This window comes from Burkholderiales bacterium (assembly GCA_035543335.1).
Classification (GTDB): Bacteria; Pseudomonadota; Gammaproteobacteria; order Burkholderiales; family JAHFRG01; genus JAHFRG01.
Window position 1 is genome coordinate 39,469 of the sequence record DASZZH010000025.1, and the last position, 21,716, is coordinate 61,184.

The 21,716-nt window shown below is 57.5% G+C and carries 20 protein-coding genes; 19 read left to right on the forward strand and 1 reads right to left on the reverse strand.

Annotated features, from left to right (window positions below; genetic code table 11):
- The first annotated feature begins 21 nt into the window (after window positions 1–21).
- From clsB to VHE58_05410, 19 genes are all read left to right on the forward strand, one after another.
- Complete coding sequence (clsB, locus tag VHE58_05320) at window positions 22–1,194, forward strand: cardiolipin synthase ClsB (protein HVS26701.1); 1,173 nt, start codon at window positions 22–24, stop codon at window positions 1,192–1,194.
- A gap of 123 nt (window positions 1,195–1,317) precedes the next feature.
- Entirely contained in the window at window positions 1,318–3,147 is a 1,830-nt protein-coding gene (locus VHE58_05325; protein ID HVS26702.1) for an ABC transporter ATP-binding protein/permease, read from the forward strand.
- A gap of 344 nt (window positions 3,148–3,491) precedes the next feature.
- Window positions 3,492–4,475 (forward strand): D-alanyl-D-alanine endopeptidase, encoded by a 984-nt coding sequence (gene pbpG / locus VHE58_05330; protein ID HVS26703.1) that lies wholly within the window; start codon window positions 3,492–3,494, stop codon window positions 4,473–4,475.
- Between the two features lie 6 nt (window positions 4,476–4,481).
- Window positions 4,482–5,462, forward strand: coding sequence for an L-histidine N(alpha)-methyltransferase (gene egtD / locus VHE58_05335; GenBank protein HVS26704.1), 981 nt, complete (start codon window positions 4,482–4,484; stop codon window positions 5,460–5,462).
- 127 nt (window positions 5,463–5,589) lie between these two features.
- Window positions 5,590–6,315, forward strand: coding sequence for a (Fe-S)-binding protein (locus VHE58_05340; GenBank protein ID HVS26705.1), 726 nt, complete (start codon window positions 5,590–5,592; stop codon window positions 6,313–6,315).
- Window positions 6,316–6,408: 93 nt separating this feature from the next.
- Window positions 6,409–7,818 carry a LutB/LldF family L-lactate oxidation iron-sulfur protein gene (locus VHE58_05345; protein HVS26706.1) on the forward strand — a complete coding sequence of 470 codons (1,410 nt, stop codon included), beginning with the start codon at window positions 6,409–6,411 and terminating at the stop codon, window positions 7,816–7,818.
- A gap of 139 nt (window positions 7,819–7,957) precedes the next feature.
- The gene (locus VHE58_05350; protein HVS26707.1) at window positions 7,958–9,466 is read left to right on the forward strand and encodes a CoA-acylating methylmalonate-semialdehyde dehydrogenase; all 1,509 of its coding nucleotides are present in this window, start codon (window positions 7,958–7,960) and stop codon (window positions 9,464–9,466) included.
- 114 nt (window positions 9,467–9,580) lie between these two features.
- The gene (locus tag VHE58_05355; GenBank protein ID HVS26708.1) at window positions 9,581–10,222 is read left to right on the forward strand and encodes a lactate utilization protein C; all 642 of its coding nucleotides are present in this window, start codon (window positions 9,581–9,583) and stop codon (window positions 10,220–10,222) included.
- 175 nt (window positions 10,223–10,397) lie between these two features.
- The gene (locus tag VHE58_05360; GenBank protein ID HVS26709.1) at window positions 10,398–10,610 is read left to right on the forward strand and encodes a hypothetical protein; all 213 of its coding nucleotides are present in this window, start codon (window positions 10,398–10,400) and stop codon (window positions 10,608–10,610) included.
- 65 nt (window positions 10,611–10,675) lie between these two features.
- Complete coding sequence (locus VHE58_05365; GenBank protein HVS26710.1) at window positions 10,676–12,064, forward strand: citrate transporter; 1,389 nt, start codon at window positions 10,676–10,678, stop codon at window positions 12,062–12,064.
- Window positions 12,065–12,240: 176 nt separating this feature from the next.
- The gene (locus tag VHE58_05370) at window positions 12,241–13,401 is read left to right on the forward strand and encodes a TRAP transporter substrate-binding protein (GenBank protein ID HVS26711.1); all 1,161 of its coding nucleotides are present in this window, start codon (window positions 12,241–12,243) and stop codon (window positions 13,399–13,401) included.
- Window positions 13,402–13,464: 63 nt separating this feature from the next.
- Entirely contained in the window at window positions 13,465–14,118 is a 654-nt protein-coding gene (locus VHE58_05375; GenBank protein HVS26712.1) for a TRAP transporter small permease subunit, read from the forward strand.
- Window position 14,119: 1 nt separating this feature from the next.
- Window positions 14,120–15,787: a TRAP transporter large permease subunit gene (locus VHE58_05380; protein ID HVS26713.1), complete on the forward strand. Its 1,668-nt coding sequence runs from the start codon at window positions 14,120–14,122 to the stop codon at window positions 15,785–15,787.
- A gap of 37 nt (window positions 15,788–15,824) precedes the next feature.
- Window positions 15,825–16,241 carry a hypothetical protein gene (locus VHE58_05385; GenBank protein HVS26714.1) on the forward strand — a complete coding sequence of 139 codons (417 nt, stop codon included), beginning with the start codon at window positions 15,825–15,827 and terminating at the stop codon, window positions 16,239–16,241.
- Window positions 16,242–16,321: 80 nt separating this feature from the next.
- Window positions 16,322–17,644, forward strand: a complete 1,323-nt coding sequence (locus VHE58_05390) for an amidase (protein ID HVS26715.1) — start codon at window positions 16,322–16,324, stop codon at window positions 17,642–17,644.
- A gap of 33 nt (window positions 17,645–17,677) precedes the next feature.
- Window positions 17,678–18,547, forward strand: a complete 870-nt coding sequence (locus VHE58_05395; GenBank protein HVS26716.1) for a 2-hydroxy-3-oxopropionate reductase — start codon at window positions 17,678–17,680, stop codon at window positions 18,545–18,547.
- A gap of 552 nt (window positions 18,548–19,099) precedes the next feature.
- A complete protein-coding gene (locus VHE58_05400) occupies window positions 19,100–19,528 on the forward strand; it encodes a CBS domain-containing protein (GenBank protein HVS26717.1) in 429 nt (142 codons plus the stop codon).
- Window positions 19,525–20,277 carry a molybdopterin-binding protein gene (locus VHE58_05405; protein ID HVS26718.1) on the forward strand — a complete coding sequence of 251 codons (753 nt, stop codon included), beginning with the start codon at window positions 19,525–19,527 and terminating at the stop codon, window positions 20,275–20,277. The genes VHE58_05400 and VHE58_05405 overlap by 4 nt, the downstream gene beginning before the upstream one ends.
- Window positions 20,274–21,086, forward strand: coding sequence for an amidohydrolase family protein (locus VHE58_05410; protein ID HVS26719.1), 813 nt, complete (start codon window positions 20,274–20,276; stop codon window positions 21,084–21,086). Before VHE58_05405 ends, VHE58_05410 begins: the two co-directional genes overlap by 4 nt.
- A gap of 60 nt (window positions 21,087–21,146) precedes the next feature.
- Here the strand turns inward: VHE58_05410 and VHE58_05415 are convergent, their stop codons facing one another.
- The gene (locus VHE58_05415) at window positions 21,147–21,584 is read right to left on the reverse strand and encodes a hypothetical protein (protein HVS26720.1); all 438 of its coding nucleotides are present in this window, start codon (window positions 21,582–21,584) and stop codon (window positions 21,147–21,149) included.
- Between the last annotated feature and the right edge of the window lie 132 nt (window positions 21,585–21,716).

The window sequence follows — 21,716 nt, forward strand, 5'->3', positions numbered from 1 at the left end:
GAATCCGTTTCCTGATTTCACATGCATTCCGTCGCGGGCAACAAGCTGACGCTGCTTCACAACGGCGCCAAATATTTTCCCGAGCTGGAAGCGGCGATTGACAGCGCGGCTTCGGAAATCTTTCTCGAAACCTATATTTTCGAGAATGATGTGACCGGCAGGCGCATCGCGGCGGCCCTCGAACGCGCCGCAAGGCGCGGCGTCATCGTGCATCTGGTGGTTGACGGCTTCGGCTCCCGCACGCTGCCGCAGGAGATGATCGACGCCATGAGTGAAGCGGGAGTGCAGGTGCTGGTGTTCCGACCGGAAGTAATGAGCTTCAGGTTCAGGCGTAACCGGCTGCGGCGCATGCACCGGAAGATTGTGGTGATTGACAGCGAAATCGCTTTCGTCGGCGGCATCAACATCATTGACGACATGCACACGCCCAGACAGATCCCTCCACGCTTCGATTTCGCGGTGAAAATTGAAGGGCCGCTGTTACGGGCCATTCACACCGTGGCGAAGGATTTGTGGGCGGGCGCAGCGCGCACGCATTTCAAGCGCGCCTGGCGCAACACCTTGGGACGGCCGGCGGTGATTCGGCCCCGCGGTGAGCAGCGTGCGGCGCTGGTTACGCGCGACAACGTACGCCACCGGCGCGACATCGAGCAGGCCTATCTCAGGGCCATCAACTCCGCGAAAGAGGAAATCCTCATCGCCAGCCCCTATTTCCTGCCCGGCCGCAATTTGCGCCGCGCGCTGGTGAACGCGGCGCAACAAGGCGTGCGCGTGATTTTGCTGTTGCAGGGGCGGGTCGAATATGTGCTGCTGCATTACGCTTCACTCGCTCTCTACGGCAATTTTCTCGACGCGGGCGTGGAAATTTACGAATACCACAAGAGTTTTATGCACGCCAAAGTGGCGGTGGTGGATGGCGGTTGGGCGACGGTAGGATCCTCCAACATCGATCCCTTCAGCCTGTTGCTCGCGCGCGAAGCCAACGTGGTGGTGCAGGACCGGAAATTTGCCGGGGAATTGAGAAAGAATCTGATGCAGGCGGTGGCCGATGGCGCGACGCAAGTGGTGCATGAGCGCTGGGAACACCAGCCGCTATGGCGGCGTATCCTGATCTGGATCAGCTACGGGGTGGTGCGCTTCATCGCCGGTGTGTTTGGCTATGGCAGGGAGCAGGAGCTGAAGCCGCGCCATTAAGCGGCTTTTGCCGGCAGCGGAAACCATTCGTGCTGCGCCGGATCGGTGACGGTTTCCAGGTCTTTGAATCCGCTCGCCAATCACGGCACAGGGTGATACGCTAAAGCTTTTGAGAAACCAGCTATGCGTATTGCTCATTTCGGCAAGCCATCGCAAAACCGCAACGACTGGAAGACCATCGGGACGCTGCTTCCCTATCTTTTGGAGTTTAAGGGGAGAGTCGTGCTGGCGCTATCACTTCTGATTTGCGCCAAGCTCGCCAACGTTACCGTGCCACTGGTGCTCAAAGGCATCGTCGATTCCTTGAGCGTCAAGGACGCGCTGATTGCGCTGCCGATTGCGCTGCTCGCCGGTTACGGCATTTTGCGCTTTTCGGCGACGCTGTTCGGCGAATTGCGCGACGCGGTATTCGCCAAGGTTACGCAACGGGCGATCCGCCGCGCGGCGCTGAAAGTGTTCAGCCATCTGCATTTGCTCAACTTGCGCTTTCATCTGGAGCGGCAGACCGGCGGCGTGTCGCGCGACATCGAGCGCGGCAGCCGCGGCATTTCCTTCGTTTTGCAGTTCATGCTGTTTAACATCCTGCCGACCTTCGTGGAAATCGGGCTGGTCGCGGTCATTCTGCTCATCCAATACGACGTCTGGTTTGCGGTGGTGACCTTTGTCACGCTCGCGATTTACATCGTGTTCACGCTGGTGGTCACCGAGTGGCGCATGGTGTTCCGCCGCACCATGAACGATTCCGACTCCAAGGCCAACACCCGCGCCATCGACAGCCTGCTGAATTACGAGACGGTGAAATATTTCGGCAACGAGGAGTGGGAGGCGCGGCGCTATGATGAAGGCATGCAGGTGTGGGAAAACGCGGCGGTGAGGAACCAGACCTCGCTCGCCGGGCTCAACGCCGGGCAGTCGGCGATCATCGCCGTCGGCATGACGCTGCTCATGGTGCTTGCCGCGAACGGCGTGGTGAAAGGCGCGATGACGCTGGGCGACCTGGTGCTGGTGAACGCATTCATGCTGCAGCTCTATCTGCCGCTCAACTTCCTGGGCTTCGTCTACCGCGAAATCCGCCATTCGCTGGCGGACATGGAAAGAATGTTCGGCCTTTTGGAAGTTAATCTGGAAATCCAGGATAAGCCGGACGCCGTGCCGCTGATGGTGGGTGACGCCGCCGTGCATTTTGAGTGCGTGAATTTCAGCTACGAAGCGAAGCGGCAGATTTTGTTCGACGTGGATTTCGGAATTGCGCCGGGGAAAACGGTGGCGGTGGTCGGGCACAGTGGTTCCGGCAAGTCCACGCTGGCGCGGCTGCTGTTCCGTTTCTACGATGTGAACGGTGGGCACATCAGCGTAAACGGCCAGGACATCCGCGAGGTCACACAAAAATCCCTGCGTGCGGCCATCGGCATCGTGCCGCAGGACACGGTGCTGTTTAACGACACGATTTTTTACAACATCAATTACGGCCGCCCCGAGGCGGACCGCGAAGAAGTGATCGAGGCGGCGAAATCGGCGCACATTCATGATTTCATCTCGACGCTGCCGGACGGTTACGACAGCATGGTGGGCGAGCGGGGACTCAAGCTTTCCGGCGGCGAGAAGCAGCGCGTGGCGATTGCGCGCGCGATACTCAAGAACCCGCGCATCCTGATTTTCGACGAGGCGACTTCGGCGCTCGATTCCAAATCGGAAAAAGCGATTCAGGCGGAACTCAAGCGCATCGCCGCCAATCGAACCACGCTTACCATCGCCCACCGGCTTTCCACCGTCGTTGATGCCGACCAGATTCTGGTGATGGACCACGGCCGCATCATCGAGCGCGGCACCCATCGCGAGCTTTTGGAAAAGCAGGGTGCCTACGCGCACATGTGGGCGCTGCAGCAGCAGGAGGAAGCCAAGCGCGACAAGGAAGAACAAAGCTCACGCCGGGCGGAAGCGGTGCGCGCCTGAACTAAGCCAGCAAGTACCCCCGTACTGTCAGGTTCAAATTCATAGAAAACATGCTCGACTATGCCCTGCGGGCGCTGCCGATTGCCGACGGCTTCGCCTCCGCGACGGGTTGCCACCGCTGTTTCGCACTTTACCGAAGAAGGGAAACCGCTAGGGATGCAGTCCGAGCCTTACTTTTTAGGCCTTAAATCATGAATTCAATGAGGTCGGTGTCAACCTTAAAATCGGGGTTAAAAATGTGAACTTAGGCCTTGATTTTTGTTGTTTTAGCTGCGATCATGAGCCTAGGCTTTCAGGGAAGCAGGAAGAGCCGTTTCATTTCAATAACTTGAGACATAAAACCAATGCAGAAAAATTTTTCCATTCTTGGCTTGCTGTTGTTGACAACGGGGGCGTTTGCCGCCCAGGACGAGTCTCTACCGCAAGCGGAGCAACCGGCGGTTGAGGCGCTGGTTGAGGCGCAGCTGGCCTTGCCGCCGCTTGACACGGCGAAGCTGGGCGTGATCGAGGCGCCGGTTGAGGCGCAGCCGCCCTTGCCGCCACTCGATACGACAAAGCTGGGCAAGGTGCGTTCGGCGGTCGCCTTGGTGGTCGACCAGGAGCAGGAGCGGCCGCTCTATGCCAAGAACGTCGATACACAAATGCCGATTGCTTCCATTACCAAGCTGATGACGGCGATGGTGGTGCTTGATGCGCAATTGCCGCTGGATGAGCCGGTCACCATAGGCAAAGAGGACGTGGACACCAAGCGCGGAACCCGTTCCAAGCTCAAGGTCGGCGTTACGTTGTCACGCGGGGAATTGCTGCAGCTCGCGCTGATGGCTTCGGAAAACCGCGCTGCAGCCGCGCTGGCGCACAGTTACCCCGGCGGGATGCCGGCGTTTGTGGCGGCCATGAACCAGAAAGCCGCGGCGCTCGACATGGCGCAAACGCATTTCGTCGATCCCACCGGCCTCGACAGCCGCAATGTTTCCACTGCGCAGGATCTGGTCAAGATGGTCAAGGCAAGCTACGGCTACGACCTGATCCGCGAATACACCACCGCAACCTCGCAGGCCGTCGCCGGCGCGCAGCGCAAATCGCGCCCCCTTTCCTTTCACAACTCCAACCGATTGGTCAAAAGCAAAAGCTGGGAGATCGGGCTGTCGAAAACCGGCTACATCCGCGATTCCGGACGCTGCCTGGTGCTGCAGACACGCATCGCCGACCAGTCGCTCATCATCGTGCTGCTCGATTCGTGGGGCAAGTACACCCGGATTGCCGACGCCAACCGCATCAAGCGCTGGATAGAAACCAGCCTCCTGGCCCGCAAACCCCGTTCGAGTTAGGCAGCAATGAGGGGCCCGGTTGCGGGTAAGACCGTCCGGTTTTACCCTCTCCTCCCGGAGCAAAAGAGCTTTCTCGACGAAATTCTCGAAGGGCTTTCCAGGGAGCGAAAGCAGATTCCCCCCAAGTTTTTTTATGATGCGCACGGCTGCGGGCTGTTCGATGCCATCTGCGAGCTTCCCGAATATTATTTGACGCGCGTCGAGACCGCGATGATGCGCGAGTATGCCGCGGAAATGGCGCAATGCCTGGGCCCTGATTGCCTGCTCATCGAATACGGCAGCGGCGCCAGCCGCAAGACGCGCCTGCTGCTCGACCAGCTGCGCCCTCTCGCCTACATGCCGATCGATATTGCCGGTGAGCAGTTGCGCGCTTCGGCACAGACGCTCGCGGGTGCTTATCCGGGCATGCAAGTGCTGGCCGTGTGCGCCGATTATTCACAGGCTATCAAGTTGCCCGTGCGCGATGCGACGGGAATCAAGCGCAAAGCGATTTATTTTCCCGGCTCCACCATCGGTAATTTCACAGAGGAGGAAACCGTGGCGTTTCTGCAACAGGCGCGGGAAGTGGCGGGCCGGGGCGGCGCAATGCTGGTGGGCGTGGATTTGAAAAAATCGAAAGAAGTTTTGCACGCCGCCTACAACGATGCACAAGGCGTGACGGCGAAATTTAACCTCAATATGCTCACGCGCATCAACCGCGAGCTCGGCGCCGATTTCAACTTGAGCAATTTCCGGCATCGTGCGTTTTACAACGAACAGGCAGGGCGCATCGAAATGCATCTTGAGAGTCTGGTTGCCCAGCAAGTAAAGATAGGGAGCCGGCGCTTCGCCTTTCGCGCGGGCGAAACCATTCACACCGAAAATTCCTACAAGTACTCGGTGGCGGAATTTCAAGGTCTGGCTAGGGAGGCGGGATTTGCGCCGCAACGGTTGTGGACCGATGCGCAGCAGCTTTTTGCCGTGCATTACCTGCATGCGGGCGGCTGATACCCGGGTGCCGATGCGCCCATCACGCGCTCGATGATTTTTGCGCGACTTTTGTCAGTAGAAGGCAAGAACGCCGTGCTATGATTAGGCGCATACTTTTCTGAAAATTCCTAATTAAGGGAAAGCGATGCGTGTCGGGCTTTTCGTGACCTGCCTTGTTGATCTGATGCGCCCGCGCATCGGTTTTGCCGCGCTTAGGCTGCTGGAAGCCGCGGGCTGCGAAGTGATAGTCCCTTCAAGCCAAACCTGCTGTGGCCAGCCGGGCTACAATTCCGGCGACCGCGCTTCCGCCAAAGCGCTGGCGCTGAAATTCATCCGAGAATTCGCCGCTTGCGATTATGTGGTCGCGCCCTCCGGTTCCTGCGCAGGAATGGTGCGCGTGCATTATTCCGATCTGTTCGAAGGCGAACCTAAACTGCTCGAGCAGGCGCAAAAACTGGCGCGGCGTACCTTTGAATTGACCGATTTCCTGGTGAATGTGGCGAAGCTGGAAAAACTGCCCGGCGCTTTCAGCGGCAGCGTGACTTATCACGATTGCTGCTCCGGTCTGCGCGAGCTGGGCGTGAAACAACAGCCGCGCACGCTGTTGTCGAGGATGCCGGATGTCAAGCTCAAGGAAATGCAAAACTGCGAAACCTGCTGCGGCTTTGGCGGCACTTTTGCGGTCAAGTTCGGTGAGATTTCCACGCGGCTGGCCGACAACAAGTGCCATGACATCGAGATCAGCGGCGCGGATGCGGTGGTGCTCGGCGATTTGGGCTGCATCCTTAACATCGAAGGCCGGCTGTGCCGCCGCGGCAATCGAAAAACCCGTGTCCTGCACGTGGCCGAGGTATTAGCAGGTGAGGAGTAAGGGGTGAGGGGTGAGGAGCAAAAAATGTTTGGACTAAACCACGCCTTACTCCTTACGCCTCGCTCCTCATTCAAAATTTCAAGGAAATTTTGAATGCAAGTTGCGTCCATGCACTTCAAGGCGCGCGCCGCGGAAAAGCTGCACGACAAGCAGTTGCAGCAGGCGCTGCTGAAAGCGCAGGGCAAATTCGTTCATGCGCGCGCGGCGGCGGTACGCGAGCTGGATAATTTCGAAGCGTTCCGCGACGCAGCAGCGGCAATACGTGACCGTGTGCTCCTTGATCTCGATGTTTATCTCGAGCAATTCGAGCAAACGGCCGCCGCGCGCGGCGCGGAAGTGCACTGGGCCGAGACCACCGAAGAAGCGAACCGCATCGTGTGCGAAATCGCCGCGCGCCATGGGGTGAAAACAGCGGTCAAATCAAAATCCATGGTGAGCGAAGAGTGCGCTCTCAACGAGGCGTTGGAAGCGGCGGGGATCGAAGTGGTGGAAACCGATCTCGGTGAATACATCCTGCAACTGGCGCACGAGCCGCCTTCGCACATCGTGGCGCCGGTAGTGCACAAGACAAAGGACGAGATCTCCGATCTCTTTGAGCAAAAGCACAAGAAATCGCGCAAGACCGGGATTCCGGAATTGTGCCGCGAAGCGCGCGAAGTGCTGCGACCGCATTTTCTTTCCGCCGATATGGGAATTTCCGGCGCCAATTTCCTGATTGCCGAAACCGGTTCCACCTTGATTGTTACCAACGAAGGCAACGGCCGCATGGCGACCACCCTGCCGCGCGTGCACGTGGCGATTACCGGCATCGAGAAAATCGTGCCAACGCTGGAAGATATCGCTACGCTCCTGCGTCTCCTACCGCGCTCGGCGACCGGCCAGGCGATCACCAATTATGTTTCCATCAACACCGGCGTGAGAAGCAAAGATGCGAGCGATGGACCGGAGCATTTCCATATTGTGCTGGTGGACGCGGGGCGCACCAAGCTCCTGGGCGGAGCGCTGCAGGCCATGCTGCGCTGCATACGCTGCGGTGCGTGCATGAATCACTGCCCGGTGTATCAGAACGTCGGCGGCCACGCTTACGGCTGGGTTTATCCCGGCCCGATGGGTTCGGTGCTTACCCCGATTTACGCCGGGCTGGAAAACGCGCTCGACCTGCCCAACGCGTCGACGTTCTGCGGCGAGTGCGCGGTGGTCTGCCCGGTGAAGATTCCGCTGCCCGACCTGATGCGCAAGCTCAGGGAAAAGCAGGTGGAGCGGGGGTTGCGTCCCTGGCCGGAACGGCTCGCGCTGAAAGTCTGGGCATGGGTCGCGCAGCGGCCTGGAATTTACACCGCCATGACCGGCATCGCGGCACGCGTATTGAAATGGATGAGCGGCGAAGAAAAAGTTCTGCATTACCTGCCGGCGGGGAGCGGCTGGACCAATGGGCGTGATTTTCCCGCGCCGGAAGGCAAAACATTCCGCGAGCTTTATCAGGCGGGCAAACGCGGAGAATGACGCATGGTTTTCCCGGGCAAGGCGTATAACGAAACCTGAGCCGGTGACACTCTGACCACAGCGCAAACCGCTGTTCCAATTGGAGTATAATTCCTACATCAAACATCTCCGCTCGCCGTCTTTCTTCCTGGAGTCGGGCATGACCAATCTAAATGTGAATGTGACTGAAGTGAAGCTGTGGATCAACGGCGCTTATCATTCCAGCGGCAGCGAGCGGTGGGGCGAAGTGACCAATCCCGCCACCGGGGACGTCATCCGCAAGGCGCCGCTTTGCAGTGCTGCCGATATTGATGCCGCGGTGCGCGCTGCAAAACAGGCGTTTCCCGCCTGGCGCGAAACCCCGCCGCTCAAGCGCGCGCGCATCATGATGCGTTATTTGCAGCTTTTGGAAAAAAACCGCGAAGAACTGGCGCGGCTGGCAAGCGAAGAGCACGGCAAGACGTTGTCGGACGCCGCCGGCTCGGTGCAGCGCGGCATTGAAGTCGTGGAATTCGCCTGTGGCATTCCGCATTTGCTCAAGGGCGAGCATTCAGAAAATGTAGGCACCGGCGTGGATTGCTATACGCTCAAACAGCCGCTCGGCGTGTGCGCGGGAATCACGCCGTTCAATTTCCCGGTGATGGTGCCACTGTGGATGTTCCCGGTGGCGATTGCCTGCGGCAACACTTTTGTGCTTAAACCTTCTGAAAAAGTGCCTTCGGCGAGCCTGCGCATGGCGGAACTGTTCAAGGAAGCGGGGCTTCCCGACGGCGTGTTCAACGTGGTGCACGGCGACAAGGAAGCGGTGGATGCGATTTTGCATCATCCGGAAATCAAGGCGGTTTCCTTTGTGGGTTCGACGCCGGTCGCCAAATACATTTATGAAACTTGCGCGAAGAACGGCAAGCGGGTGCAGGCGCTGGGCGGTGCGAAAAACCACGCGGTGGTGCTGCCGGACGCCGATCTGGAATTTACCGCGGACGCCTTGATCGGCGCGGCTTACGGTTCGGCGGGCGAGCGCTGCATGGCGATTTCCGCCGTGGTGGCGGTGGGCGAAGCCGCTGATCCGTTAATTGCGAAATTGCGCGACAAGGCCGCGAAACTCAAGGTCGGGCCGGGAAATATCAAGGAGGTGGAAATGGGCCCGCTGGTGACGCGCGCCCACCGCGACAAGGTGAAAGCTTATGTCGACGCCGGCGAAAAAGAAGGCGCGAAGCTGGTGCTGGACGGGCGCGGGCTCAAGGTTTCCGGCCATGAAAACGGTTTTTATCTGGGGCCCACGCTGTTTGATCATGTCACGCCGCGGATGACGATTTACCGCGATGAAATTTTCGGCCCGGTGCTGATCGTGCTGCGCGCTCGGGATTATGATGAGGCGGTTCAACTGGTCAACCGCAACCCGTATGCCAATGGCACCGCGGTGTTCACGCGCTCGGGCGCACTGGCGCGGCGCTTCCAGCATGAAATCGAAGTGGGCATGGTCGGCATCAACGTGCCGATCCCGGTGCCGATGGCGTTCTTTTCCTTCGGCGGCTGGAAAAATTCGCTGTTCGGCGATTTGCATGTGCATGGGCCCGAAGGCGTCAAGTTTTACACCCGCACCAAAGCGGTTACAGGGCGCTGGCCGGAGCAGGCCGAAAAACCCAAGCTCGATATGCCTACCCACTGATGAGCGCGCGTGACAATGAGCGTAACGAAATTGCGGCGGAGACTAACGTTTCGCGCGGAGCGCGACGTTACGTCGGAGCCAAAACATCCTGGTCGAAGAATCGGTAAGTGAGCAATGGCCGCACGTGAAAACGTATTGAGTCGTATCCGCACCGCGCTCGGCAAGAACGAAAGAAAAGCCGCGCGCGAAGCAATGCGAGCCTATATTGCGCGGCACGCGCCGGGCCCCAGACCGCAAGCGGAGTGGAATCTCATCGCACGCTTTCGCGAGCGGGCGTTGAGCCTCGCCAGCAGCGTGGATGAAATTGCTGCGTTCGAGCAATTGCCCGCGGCGGCTGCACGTTATTTGCGCGAACACAATTTGCCCTTGCAAGCCGTGTGCTGGCCGGAATTTGCGCAGCTCGATTGGACTGCGCAGGGCATGAATGTAACCGCGCGGCCTGCGAACGGAAATGATCTGGTAGGCATCACCGGCGCGTTCTGCGCGATTGCGGAGACCGGAACACTGGTCACGCTTTCGGGAAAAGGCTCGCCCTCTGTGACCAGCCTTTTGCCGGAAACCCACATCGCGGTGGTGGACACCGCGCGCATCGTGAAGGGGATGGAGGAAGCCTGGGCTTTGCTGCGCAGCGAACTTTCAACGATGCCGCGCGCAGTCAATTTCATTTCGGGGCCTTCAAGGACCGCCGATATTGAACAGACGGTAACTCTCGGCGCGCATGGTCCTTATCGAGTGCACATTATCCTCGTCAATTGATTTTTTTGCGTGGCACAGCCGGCGAAATTTCGGTTGCCCTGAAAAACCGCCGATGGTTATAATCATTCCCGTCTTCGAGCAGCAGTCCCGGACTCCGCGACGGCGCAGAGACGCAGCGCGGGCAGCCATCCTCCATGCTTTTACCGCGCCCGCTTTCAATTGAATCTCAACACCCATGTCCGAACTCAGCTTTCTTCCGAACCTGCCCAGCCATTTCACGCCGCCCATCCTGTTCGGCGTGCTGCTGCTGGTCGGCTTTTTCGGTGGCGAAGTGGCGCGCCGCAACGATTCATTCTGGTTGCGCGAACAACTCAAAAAATCCGGTTCACTCAACGATGTGGCGCGCCTGCAAAGCAACCTGTGGATGGGGAAACCGGAACGGGCATGAAGCCCGACGTGCGTTTTCGCCGCCCCCGCAATCAATGCTAGAATCGCGCGTCCATGGGAGGGGGCATGTTATTTTCTGAAAAAGCAAAAACGCGCCCGGCGCAACGCCAATATTCGCCGCTGTTTGCGGCATCTCTTATCCTGGTGAGCAATCTCGCTTGCGCGACGGAAGCCAGCGGCATGGTGACGAAAGACGGGCCGGCTTTGTTCGGTATTCCGGTGGATTTCATTCTCTTCGGCCTGACGCTGTTGGGCGTGGCTCTATTCCATCGCCACACGCTTTACGTGGCGCTCACCGGTCTCGCAGTTATCCTCGGTTATAAGTTCCTGCTCGTCGGGTTCAAGTCCGGGCCCGGCTTTGCCGGTTTCGTCTCTCACATGGGGCATGAGTGGGTGATTCTTACCAATCTGTTCCTGCTGCTGGTCGGATTCGCGCTGCTTTCGAGGCATTTCGAAGAGAGTCAGGTGCCGGCAGTGCTGCCCAAATTCCTACCGGACGACTGGAAGGGTGGGTTCATGTTGCTGGTGATGATCTTCGTGTTGTCGAGTTTTCTTGACAACATCGCGGCAGCAATCATCGGCGGCACGATTGCGGCGACCGTCTTCAAGCACAAGGTTCATATCGGCTACCTTGCGGCGATTGTCGCCGCTTCGAACGCCGGCGGATCGGGCAGCGTGGTCGGCGACACCACCACCACGATGATGTGGATCGACGGAGTAAACCCACTCGATGTGCTTGAAGCTTATGTAGGGGCATCCGTGGCGATGGTGATATTCGGCATTCCGGCAGCGCTGCAGCAGCAGCGCTATTCGCCGATCAGAAAAGACCCGCCGCGCGGAGTGCGGATTGATTGGGGGCGGGTTGCCATCGTTGCGCTGATCCTGATTGCCGCGATCGTCGCTAATGTTGCGGTCAACCTCGAGTTTACCGCTGTCTCCGACCGTTTTCCTTTTATCGGCACAGCAGTGTGGCTGGCGATCTTGATGGCGGTTCCGCTTCGCAAACCCGACTGGAAGGTGGTGCCAAATGCGGTCAAGGGCAGCATTTTTCTGCTGTCGCTTATTTTGTGTGCGTCGCTCATGCCCGTGGAAAAACTTCCTGCCGCTTCCTGGCGTTCGGCGCTGGGCCTGGGTTTTGTTTCTGCGGTGTTTGACAACATTCCGCTCACTGCCCTGGCGCTAAAACAGGGGGGGTACGACTGGGGTTATCTTGCTTACGCGGTGGGTTTCGGCGGTTCGATGATTTGGTTCGGTTCCTCGGCAGGCGTGGCGCTGTCAAACATGTACCCGGAAGCCAAGTCGGTCGGGTCGTGGCTCAGGCATGGTTGGCATGTGGCGCTGGCATATATGCTGGGTTTCGCGGCCTTGCTGCTGGTTCTCGGCTGGCATCCGGATGCCAAGCGCGTAAAGTCGGTCGGCTTTGCACCGGTTATTGCGGTACTGGCCAGGGTTTAAACTCGGTCCAGAGTCTCCGCTTTATCCGTGTTGATTTTGCTCAGATACGGGTATACGATGGCGAAGCTGGGTCATGATGCTGAAGGGAAATTTACATTAACCTCCTGCGCATCAACGCAAATCAAAAAACGGGCGTTCTGCCCAAAATCTTATGAGTATCTAATAAGGAGGAGTTTATGATCAAGAAGCAGAGAGCGGTTTCCGCCGCCAAGTCTGAAACAGTCGTATCACGCCGCAAATTCCTAAAAGGCGCAGCAGCTGTTGGCACCGGTGCCGCAGCCATCGGCTTCCCGATGATTGCCAAGGCGCAAGCGCCGATTACCCTGCGCTTCCAGAGTACCTGGCCGACCAAAGACATCTTCCATGAATATGCCTTGGACTACGCCAAGAAAGTGAACGAAATGACCGGCGGCCGACTGAAGATCGAAGTGCTGCCGGCAGGAGCGGTGGTCAAGGCGTTCGACATGATTGAAGCCGTGCACAAGGGGATTCTGGACGGCGGGCATGGGGTTGCCGCCTACTGGTACGGCAGGCATCCTGCATATTCCCTGTTCGGCACAAGTCCAGGGTTCGGCATGGACGCCAATATGCTGCTCGCTTGGGTCTACTACGGTGGCGGGCTTGAGCTCTACAACGAGCTGCAGCACAAGATCATGAACTTCGACCTGGTGGGCTTCCTCTATGGTCCGATGCCTACCCAGCCTTTCGGCTGGTTCAAAAAAGAGATTAAATCCGTGGACGACATGAAGACTATCAAATTCCGCACCGTGGGACTGGCGGTGGACAACTACAAGGAGTTTACCGCCTCGGTGGTGGCGCTGCCAGGAGGGGAAATCGTGTCGGCCTTGGACCGGGGGCTGATTGACGCCGCCGAATTCAACAACGCCTCCTCAGACAGGGCGCTGGGTTTTCAGGATGTCGCCAAACACTGCTACCTGCAAAGCTACCATCAGCCACTCGAGTGCTTCGAAATACTGTTCAACAAGAAAAAGTACGACGCGCTGCCCACCGATATCAAGTCTATCATCAAGTATGCTGTCGAGGCTGCGCACGCCGACATGTCGTGGAAAGCGCTTGACCGCTATTCTCAGGACTACATCGAGTTGCAGACTAAGGACAAAGTGAACTTCCACATCACTCCCAAAGATATCTTGGAAGCGCAGCTCAAAGCTTGGGATGTGGTGATCAAAAGAAAATCGGACGAAAATCCGTTCTTTGCAAAAGTCATCGAGTCCCAGAAAGCGTGGGCCAAGCGGGTAGCGGGTTGGGGTTTAGATACCATCGTTTCCCCCACACCCGCCTACACCCACTTTTTTGGCAAGAGAGCATTAAGTTAAAGCGGCATGGCATGACATCCGGCGCGGCAAAGCGCCGGATGTTTTTATGTCGAGGAGCCGGAAATGCAGCGTTATCTTCTTTTCGTAGACAATATTAGCACCTGGGTCGGCAAAGCATTTGCCTGGTTGATTGTGGTGCTCACAGCCATAATCTGCTACGACGTCATCTGGCGCTATGCTTTCAATTCCGCGACCGACTGGGCGTTTGATATGAGCTATATGCTCTACGGTGCGCTTTTCATGATGTGCGGGGCGTACACCCTCGCACAGGACGGCCACGTGCGCGGCGATTTTCTTTACGACTCCTTCCAGCCGCGACTGCAGGCGGCACTGGATCTCGCGCTTTATCTCCTTTTCTTTATCCCCGGCATCGCTGCCCTTGCATATTCTGGGATTGACTTTGCCAAGACCTCCTGGGTGCTCCACGAGCATTCCAGCCTGAGCTCAGGGGGGCCTCCCTTATATCACTTCAAGACCCTGATTCCTATCGCCGGAGCGCTGGTGTTGCTGCAGGGTCTGGTGGAAATTACGCGCTGTGTCATCTGCCTGAAAACGGGGGAATGGCCGCAGCGCCTCAAGGATGTGGAGGAAATCGACGTGGTCGAAATGCAACTCAAGGAAAGCACATTGGTCAGCGAAGAAGATAAAAAGTACGCGATCGAAAAAGCTCACGAACTGGAAAAAGCTGAGGCAGGCCAGCACAAGGGGGGCGTATAAAGTGAGTGATCCCGCGCTCGGGCTCACCATGCTCACGCTCATCGTGATTGTAATCATGATGGGTTTCCCCACCGCTTTTACACTGATGGGGTTGGGCATGTTTTTTGGCTTTATTGCTTTCTACGACCCCAGCCAACCGTGGTTCCAGAATAAAATATTCTACCTGATGGTGCAGCGCGCTTACGGGGTGATGACCAACGACGCCTTGCTGTCGCTCCCGCTCTTCGTGTACATGGGCTATATCATCGAGCGCGGAGCGCTGGTGGACAAGATGTTCCACAGCATTCAGGTCGCGTTCCGCAGAATACCCGGCTCGCTTGCGGTAACGACCCTGATCATCTGCACTTTCTGGGGCATCGCCAGCGGAATCGTGGGCGCGGTGGTGGTGCTGATGGGGGTTATCGCCATGAAACCCATGCTGAACGCCGGCTACGATATCCGGCTCGCATCCGGGGTAATCACGGCAGGCGGTACTTTAGGTATCCTGATACCCCCCAGCGTCATGATCATCGTGTACGCTGCTGTCGCGGGCCAATCCGTGGTCAAGCTTTACGCTGCGGCCATGTTTCCGGGCTTTTTCCTTTCTTTCCTGTACCTGCTTTACGTAATCGGGTGGGCGGTGCTCAACCCAAGGGGCGCCCCGAAGTTGTCTCCCGATGAATATAAGGTGACGGTGCCCGCATGGGTGACGCAAATGGTTCAGGCGTACTCGCGCAATGTCTGTCTTAGCCTTGCGCTGGCGATGGTGAATCCGTCCAAGATTGCCGGCAAGGCGTCAACCGAGAAAGGCCCAATCGGATATTACTTCATCGCGAAGAATTTTGCCGCCGCGATGTCCCCGCTGGTTCTGACCGTCGCGACATTCGCAATCGTGTGGTGGTTTGTCGTGATCCATCAGGAGACGCCTCCCGCGAAAGAGTTCTATACCTATTTCTGGGGCACGGCGGTTGCATCAGGCGTCCCGCTCCTGATCTATTACTGGCATATGGGCCCGGAGCGGTTTGAAATTCTGAAGGCGTTGGTCGAATCGGTCATGCCCCTTTCAATCCTCACCTTCGTGGTGCTGGCCGTCATTTTTTTCGGTATCACCACGGCCACGGAATCTGCGGCGGTGGGCGCCGCAGGCGCATTGCTGCTGGCTTGGCAAGCCAAGAAATTGAACTGGGAACGCATCAAGGAGTCCGTGTTTCTTACGGCAAAGACCACGGCCATGGTGTGCTGGCTATTCGTCGGATCCGCCCTGTTTTCCGCCGTGTTCGCCATCTTGGGCGGGCAGCAGCTTGTTGAGACATGGGTGCTGAGCTTTAATCTCACACCGGTACAGTTCCTGTTGATGTCCCAGGCGATCATCTTCCTGCTGGGCTGGCCGCTGGAATGGACCGAGATTATCGTGATCTTCGTGCCGATCTTCCTGCCGATGCTGCACCTCTTTCATGTTGATCCGATCCTGTTCGGCACGTTGGTCGCCGTCAATCTGCAAGCGGCCTTCCTGTCCCCGCCCGTCGCCATGTCGGCGTTTTATCTCAAGGGTGTTTCGCCTCCCCATGTCACTCTCAATCAGATTTTCGCCGGCATGATGCCGTACATGGCTATCATCATCTTGTGCATGGTGATCATGTATCTCTGGCCCGGTCTGACGCTGTGGCTGCCGAACTATCTGTACAGGTAGTTGGATCTGAATAAGTTAGGAAAACGAGGGGATAAACATGTCGGATACCGTGATTTCAGTGATCATCGTCGTGGTACTCTTCGGGGGGATATGGTGGAACTACAGACTTTTTATGAGAGGGAACTGGCCGGAACAAAAAACCAAGGCGATGCTTCCCCAAAATTTCAGCCCGGACTTCTTCCATGTGAAGGCCGATACCTACGTCGGCTACGAGAAAAAGACGAACAAAATCGCAGTGGTCGAGGGGCAGCATGCCAGGATGATTGAACCCAAGGACGTCGTATCCGTAGAACCTGAGGAAGAGAGCATATGGGGAATCCGCCATCAGTGGCTGGTCGTCAGTGTCCGGGACCGCGCTTTTCCCCGGTACAGGATCTGGTTCAGGTTCGACCGGGGAGCGCGGGATGAATGGCGCCAGCGCCTCAAGGAAATTTGCGGTGCGCACAATCTTTGAACAGGCAGTGGGTGCAAACCTGCAAACTGCGTTGCTTTCGCCGCCGGTAGCCATGTCTGCTTTTTTCTTGCTTGTCCGTTATGAAGGAGCTTTTCAAACTTGGTCTGCGCGAAGCGGCGCGGGGCATTGCCGAAGGGCAGTTCACCAGCGCTGATTACGCCCGTTCCTGCCTGCAGCGCATCTGGCTGATGGAGGAGCAGGTCCAGGCCTGGCAATGGCTGGACCATGAGCGGGCGATGGAGCTAGCGGAACAAGCCGACCGCAGAAAAAACGAAGGACAGGCGACGGTTCCGCTGCAGGGCTTGCCTCTAGGCATCAAGGACATTTTTGATACGCGGGTGATACCTACAGAGTTCGGCTCGCCGCTTTTTGCCGGAAACATGCCAAAGACTTCCGCGCGTGTTGTAGAAAAACTGGAAGCAGCCGGCGGCTTTGTCATGGGCAAGACAGTCACCGCCGAGTTCGCCTTCCTTCATCCCGGTAAAACCCGCAATCCTTGGAATCCGTTGCACACGCCGGGCGGCTCCTCCAGCGGCTCCGCCGCTGCGGTGGCGGCGGGTTTCGTTCCCGCGGCGCTGGGAACGCAAACCAACGGCTCCATCATCCGCCCCGCGGCGTTTTGCGGAGTAATCGGCTTCAAGCCCAGCCAGGGCACGATTTCCAATCACGGCACTCTGGATTACAGCCCGACACTGGATCAGAGCGGCGTGTTTACGCGCAGCGTAGCCGATGCCGCCTGGGTGATTTCATGCGTTGCGGAAACGCAAAATCCCGTGAGCCGCGAAATCCAGGCGCTCGCGAAAAAGCCCAAATTGGCCGCCGTGCGCTCTCCGGTATGGACGCGTGCCGAGGAAGCGCAACGCAGAATCTTTGCCGATAACGTGAAAAAGCTCCGTGAAGCGGGGGCGGAGGTGGTAGAAACTGAGCTTCCCGCCGCGTTCAATCAAGCCCACCCCTGTCTGCGGCACATCATGGCTTATGAAGCGGCGCGATTTTTCCGGGAACTGCAGGCGCGGGGCCGTGAAAAAATCAGTGCAGGGCTTAACGTTTTTCTGGATGAAGGCCGGACAATTTCCGATTCCGCTTATCAGGATGCTCTGAGTTTTCGCCGTGAGTTGCAGGAGGATCTTTCCGCCTTCCTGAAAGTGTTCGACGCCATCCTCACGCCGCCAGCCAACGGGGAAGCGCCCGCCACTCTGGACAGCACCGGCGATCCCGCCTTCTGCACCATCTGGACCCTGTGCGGCGTGCCTGCCGTCACGATTCCCACTAGGCTGGGGCCCCAGGGTCTGCCGCTGGGGTTGCAGATGGTTGGGCCTTTTCGGGAAGATGACAAGTTGCTGGGGGTAGCGCAATGGTGTGAGGAACAATTACCATTCAAGTCATTAGTGGGACGGGAATAGTGTTCAAAAGCAACAACTGAAAGGAGAAGCAAGATGAAAGTCGGATTTGTAGGACTTGGCATCATGGGCAAACCCATGGCGCTCAATCTCATCAAGGGCGGCCACTCGCTTTCCGTTTATGCGCGCCGCGCGGAATCCATGAAGCCGTTGAAAGACGCGGGAGCAATGGCTTGCGGCTCACCAAAGGAAGTGGCGGAAAAGTCGGAGGTAACGATTGTGATGGTCTCTGACACTCCGGACGTAGAAGAGGTGGTGCTGGGGTCAAATGGTTTGATTCACGGCGGGAAACCCGGCTCGGTGGTGGTGGACATGAGCACGATTTCTCCCGTCGCCACGCGCGAGATGGCGGAAAAACTCGCACAGAAGAAAGTGGAGATGCTCGATGCGCCGGTCTCGGGCGGAGAAATCGGCGCGATTAACGGCACACTGTCCATCATGGTCGGCGGCAAGCCGGAAGTGTTTGCTCGCGTCAAGCTGCTGTTCGAATGCCTGGGTAAAAACATCGTGCATACCGGCGGCAACGGCGCGGGACAGGTGACCAAAGCCTGCAATCAGATCGTGGTGGCCTTGACCATCGAAGCGGTTGCCGAGGCGCTCACCTTTGCGCGCAAGAACGGCGTGGACGCCGCCAAGGTTCGCGAGGCGCTGCTGGGCGGTTTCGCCAACAGCAAAATTCTGGAGGTGCATGGCAAGCGCATGCTGGATAACGAATTCAAACCCGGCTTCAAGGTGAGGCTGCACCAGAAAGACATGCGCATCGTGATGGAAACCGCGCACAAGCTGGGACTCGCGCTCCCCGGCGCGGCTATGGTGACACAGCATATGAATGCGCTGATGGGCACCGGCGATGGGGAGCTTGATTCCGCCGCGCTGGTGAAAGTGGTTGAGCGAATGTCGCGCTGAGCGCGAGCAAAACGCAAAAGCCATACTCAGACCGCCGCACAAAGGCGGCCCGAGCACAGCAGCAAGTTTACTTGCAGGTTACTTCTTAAGCGGCCCAGGATTGGCGGCCAGCCATTTCTCCATTTCCTCGGGGGAAATCAGGGTGTCATGGTTGGTATCAATCTGGCTTCAATTACGGCCTTGTTCCGTGGACCCAGTTGATTTGTGGTATTTGGCCGCCAGCACTATCGTGGAAGCCAACGCCAGTGCAACAGCAAGAACAACAGGTACGGTCATCTGCTTGGTCATCTTTTGACTCCTTTTTCGAAATTGAAAAAAGATAAGCATAAGCACACAACCCGGGTTAGTGCATGCATACGATGATATTCTCCGCATCAAAAAAAGTTTCCGGCAATATGATATTGAACATGAAGCAGTCGGGCCAGCCCGCTGTATGGTTTTAGGGCGCTGAAGCGAACCGAAAATTTGTTGATAATCTAGCCTTCTACTATCGAACGAACTGGCTATAATAGGATTGATTGCCTGCGTGTCTTGTTAAACCGGGAGCCCAGCATGAAAACTGTAAAGCAAATTTTGCAGAGCAAAACCCATGGTATTCTCTCCATTTCGCCAGACGCCACCGTGTATGATGCGCTCAAGCTGATGGCGGAAAAAGAAGTCGGCGCGCTCCTGGTGATGGAGGCGGACAAACTGGTGGGTATCATCTCCGAGCGCGACTACGCACGCAAGGTGATTCTGCACGGCAAATCCTCCAAGGAAATCCACGTCAGCGATATCATGACCAGCAAAATTGTCTACGTGAACACCACGCAAACCGTGGACGAATGCATGGCGCTGATGACCGACAAGCGCGTCCGGCATTTGCCGGTTTACGAGGGTGACCGGCTCATCGGTGTGGTGTCCATCGGCGACCTGGTGAAGGAAGCGATTTCCGAGCGCGAATACATCATCAAGCAGCTCGAGAGCTACATAATGGGATGACGCATTTCGGCGCCATCATCATTGGCGATGAAATCCTGAGCGGCAAGCGCCAGGACCAACATTTCGGCCAAATCGTCAAAACGCTGGGGGAGCGTGGACTGGAGTTGAGCTGGTGCCAGTACTTGGGCGACGACCCGCAGCTCATCACCGCCACCTTGCGCCGCACCCTCGCCACTCCCGATATTGTGTTTTCTTTTGGCGGCATCGGCGCTACGCCAGATGACCACACCCGGCGCTGCGCTGCGAAAGCCGCTGGCGTGGAGCTCTACCGCCATCCCGATGCGCTTGCAGAAATCGTGGCGCAGTTTGGCGAAGCCGCATACCCCAAACGCGTGCTGATGGCAGATCTCCCTCAGGACAGCCGCATCATTCCCAATCCCTACAACCGCGTGCCGGGTTTCAGTCTAAACCACCATCATTTCCTGCCGGGCTTTCCGGAAATGGCCTGGCCGATGCTGGAATGGGTGCTGGATGCGCATTACCTGTATTTGCAGCATCGGACGCAAATTTCCGAGCAGGCGATTCTCGTGCATGGCGCGAGGGAAAGTTTGCTTTTAGATCTGATGAACGACTGCGTCGCGCGCTTTCCGGAATTAAAGCTCTTCAGCCTGCCGCATCTTGCCGAGAAAAATTATCAGATCGAGCTGGGCGTGCGCGGTGATGTAATGCGGGTGCCGGAAGCCATGCAATTTCTGAAGCAGGGTGTCGTCGCGCTGGGATTCCAGTGGGAAGAGCAGCAGAGCGGATGAAAAGTGAACTTGTAGGGGCGCTTTGGTTTTGCATTTACGTCGTCACCGCATCAGCGGGGGACGAGTTGCCGTTGTTCGACGCACACATTCATTACAACCGCGATGTCTGGGAGGAATACCCGCCCGCGAAAGCGCTGCAAATCCTGGAACAGGCGGGTGTGCAGCAGGCGCTGGTTTCGAGCACGCCGGATGACGGGACGCTCAAGCTTTATGAATCCGATCCGCGGCGCGTCGTGCCATTCCTGCGCCCTTACCGCACGCAGTCTGATTTGCGCACCTGGTTCAAGGACCCCGCGATCCTCGCCTATGTCGAGGAACGGCTCAAGCACAATGTTTACCGCGGCATAGGCGAATTCCATTTGTTTTCCGGAGAGGTCGATACGCCGGTGGTCAGGCGCATTGTCGCGCTGGCAGTGGAAAAAAACCTGATGCTGCATGCTCACTCGGATGAGAAAGTGGTGGAGGAATTGTTCCGGCAGCAGCCCCGGGCGAAAATCCTTTGGGCGCACGCCGGATTGACCAGTATGCCCACAACGGTCGGCAACATGCTGGAGCGTTATCCCGGCCTGTGGGTGGAGCTTTCCTCGCGCGACGATATCGCGCCTGACGGAAAACTGGATGCAGGCTGGCGGGGACTGTTTCTGCGTTACCCGACACGGTTCCTGATCGGGACGGATACCTGGACCGCTTCCCGCTGGCGCGATTTGCCGTTGATTGCACAAACTACACGGCAGTGGCTTGCCCAATTGCCGCGCGAGGTGGCGGAAAATATCGCTTACCGCAACGCGGAAACATTGTTCAAGCCCTAAAAATTCCGGCAAACAAAAACCCGGCGTGAGGCCGGGTTTTTTATTTCACTTAAGCTTGCTTCAGTTTTTGGTTTCCTGCGATTCCTTCTTGTCTTTGTGCAGTTCACGCCGGTCGTGACGGCGGTCATGCCGGTCCTTGTGCAGGTCTTTCTTGTCGGCGCGCAAATCTTTGCGATCCTTGCGGATATCGGCGTTGTCTTCCTTGAGTTCCGCTTTTTCCTTGGCTACTTCGGCCTGGTTGCCCTCGCGCTTGGCTTCGCGCAATTCACGGCGGTCGCGGTTGCGCTCGCGCACCTCCTTGTTGCGGTCGCGCTGGTTTTCGCGGATGTCGCGCTTGTCTGAATTGATATCGCGCCTGTCACTGCGGATGTCGCGAGTGTCCTGGCGGATGTCCTGCCGATCCTGCTTCACGTCGTTATCCGCTGCGAAGCTGGCAGGCGCGGCAACCGCAAAGACGGCAGCCAGTGCAATAGCTAAAATGCTTTTGTTAAACATCATGGGTCTCCTGTTGAGATTTAAGGCGGGGCGCCAAGGCGAATAACGCGCCGTACTCTACACCGTTTACAGTCATTTTTGTGAATTTTGTCACACTTGTCATATCAAACCACGAGTTTTAAGATGAAACCCTGG

Excerpts from the sequence above, each read along its gene's own strand:
- clsB (HVS26701.1), top strand. The coding sequence starts at position 22 with ATGCATTCCGTCGCGGGCAACAAGCTGACGCTGCTTCACAACGGCGCC.
- VHE58_05325 (HVS26702.1), top strand. The coding sequence starts at position 1,318 with ATGCGTATTGCTCATTTCGGCAAGCCATCGCAAAACCGCAACGACTGG.
- pbpG (HVS26703.1), top strand. The coding sequence starts at position 3,492 with ATGCAGAAAAATTTTTCCATTCTTGGCTTGCTGTTGTTGACAACGGGG.
- egtD (HVS26704.1), top strand. The coding sequence starts at position 4,482 with ATGAGGGGCCCGGTTGCGGGTAAGACCGTCCGGTTTTACCCTCTCCTC.
- VHE58_05340 (HVS26705.1), top strand. The coding sequence starts at position 5,590 with ATGCGTGTCGGGCTTTTCGTGACCTGCCTTGTTGATCTGATGCGCCCG.
- VHE58_05345 (HVS26706.1), top strand. The coding sequence starts at position 6,409 with ATGCAAGTTGCGTCCATGCACTTCAAGGCGCGCGCCGCGGAAAAGCTG.
- VHE58_05350 (HVS26707.1), top strand. The coding sequence starts at position 7,958 with ATGACCAATCTAAATGTGAATGTGACTGAAGTGAAGCTGTGGATCAAC.
- VHE58_05355 (HVS26708.1), top strand. The coding sequence starts at position 9,581 with ATGGCCGCACGTGAAAACGTATTGAGTCGTATCCGCACCGCGCTCGGC.
- VHE58_05360 (HVS26709.1), top strand. The coding sequence starts at position 10,398 with ATGTCCGAACTCAGCTTTCTTCCGAACCTGCCCAGCCATTTCACGCCG.
- VHE58_05365 (HVS26710.1), top strand. The coding sequence starts at position 10,676 with ATGTTATTTTCTGAAAAAGCAAAAACGCGCCCGGCGCAACGCCAATAT.
- VHE58_05370 (HVS26711.1), top strand. The coding sequence starts at position 12,241 with ATGATCAAGAAGCAGAGAGCGGTTTCCGCCGCCAAGTCTGAAACAGTC.
- VHE58_05375 (HVS26712.1), top strand. The coding sequence starts at position 13,465 with ATGCAGCGTTATCTTCTTTTCGTAGACAATATTAGCACCTGGGTCGGC.
- VHE58_05385 (HVS26714.1), top strand. The coding sequence starts at position 15,825 with ATGTCGGATACCGTGATTTCAGTGATCATCGTCGTGGTACTCTTCGGG.
- VHE58_05390 (HVS26715.1), top strand. The coding sequence starts at position 16,322 with ATGAAGGAGCTTTTCAAACTTGGTCTGCGCGAAGCGGCGCGGGGCATT.
- VHE58_05395 (HVS26716.1), top strand. The coding sequence starts at position 17,678 with ATGAAAGTCGGATTTGTAGGACTTGGCATCATGGGCAAACCCATGGCG.
- VHE58_05400 (HVS26717.1), top strand. The coding sequence starts at position 19,100 with ATGAAAACTGTAAAGCAAATTTTGCAGAGCAAAACCCATGGTATTCTC.
- VHE58_05405 (HVS26718.1), top strand. The coding sequence starts at position 19,525 with ATGACGCATTTCGGCGCCATCATCATTGGCGATGAAATCCTGAGCGGC.
- VHE58_05410 (HVS26719.1), top strand. The coding sequence starts at position 20,274 with ATGAAAAGTGAACTTGTAGGGGCGCTTTGGTTTTGCATTTACGTCGTC.
- VHE58_05415 (HVS26720.1), bottom strand. The coding sequence starts at position 21,584 with ATGATGTTTAACAAAAGCATTTTAGCTATTGCACTGGCTGCCGTCTTT.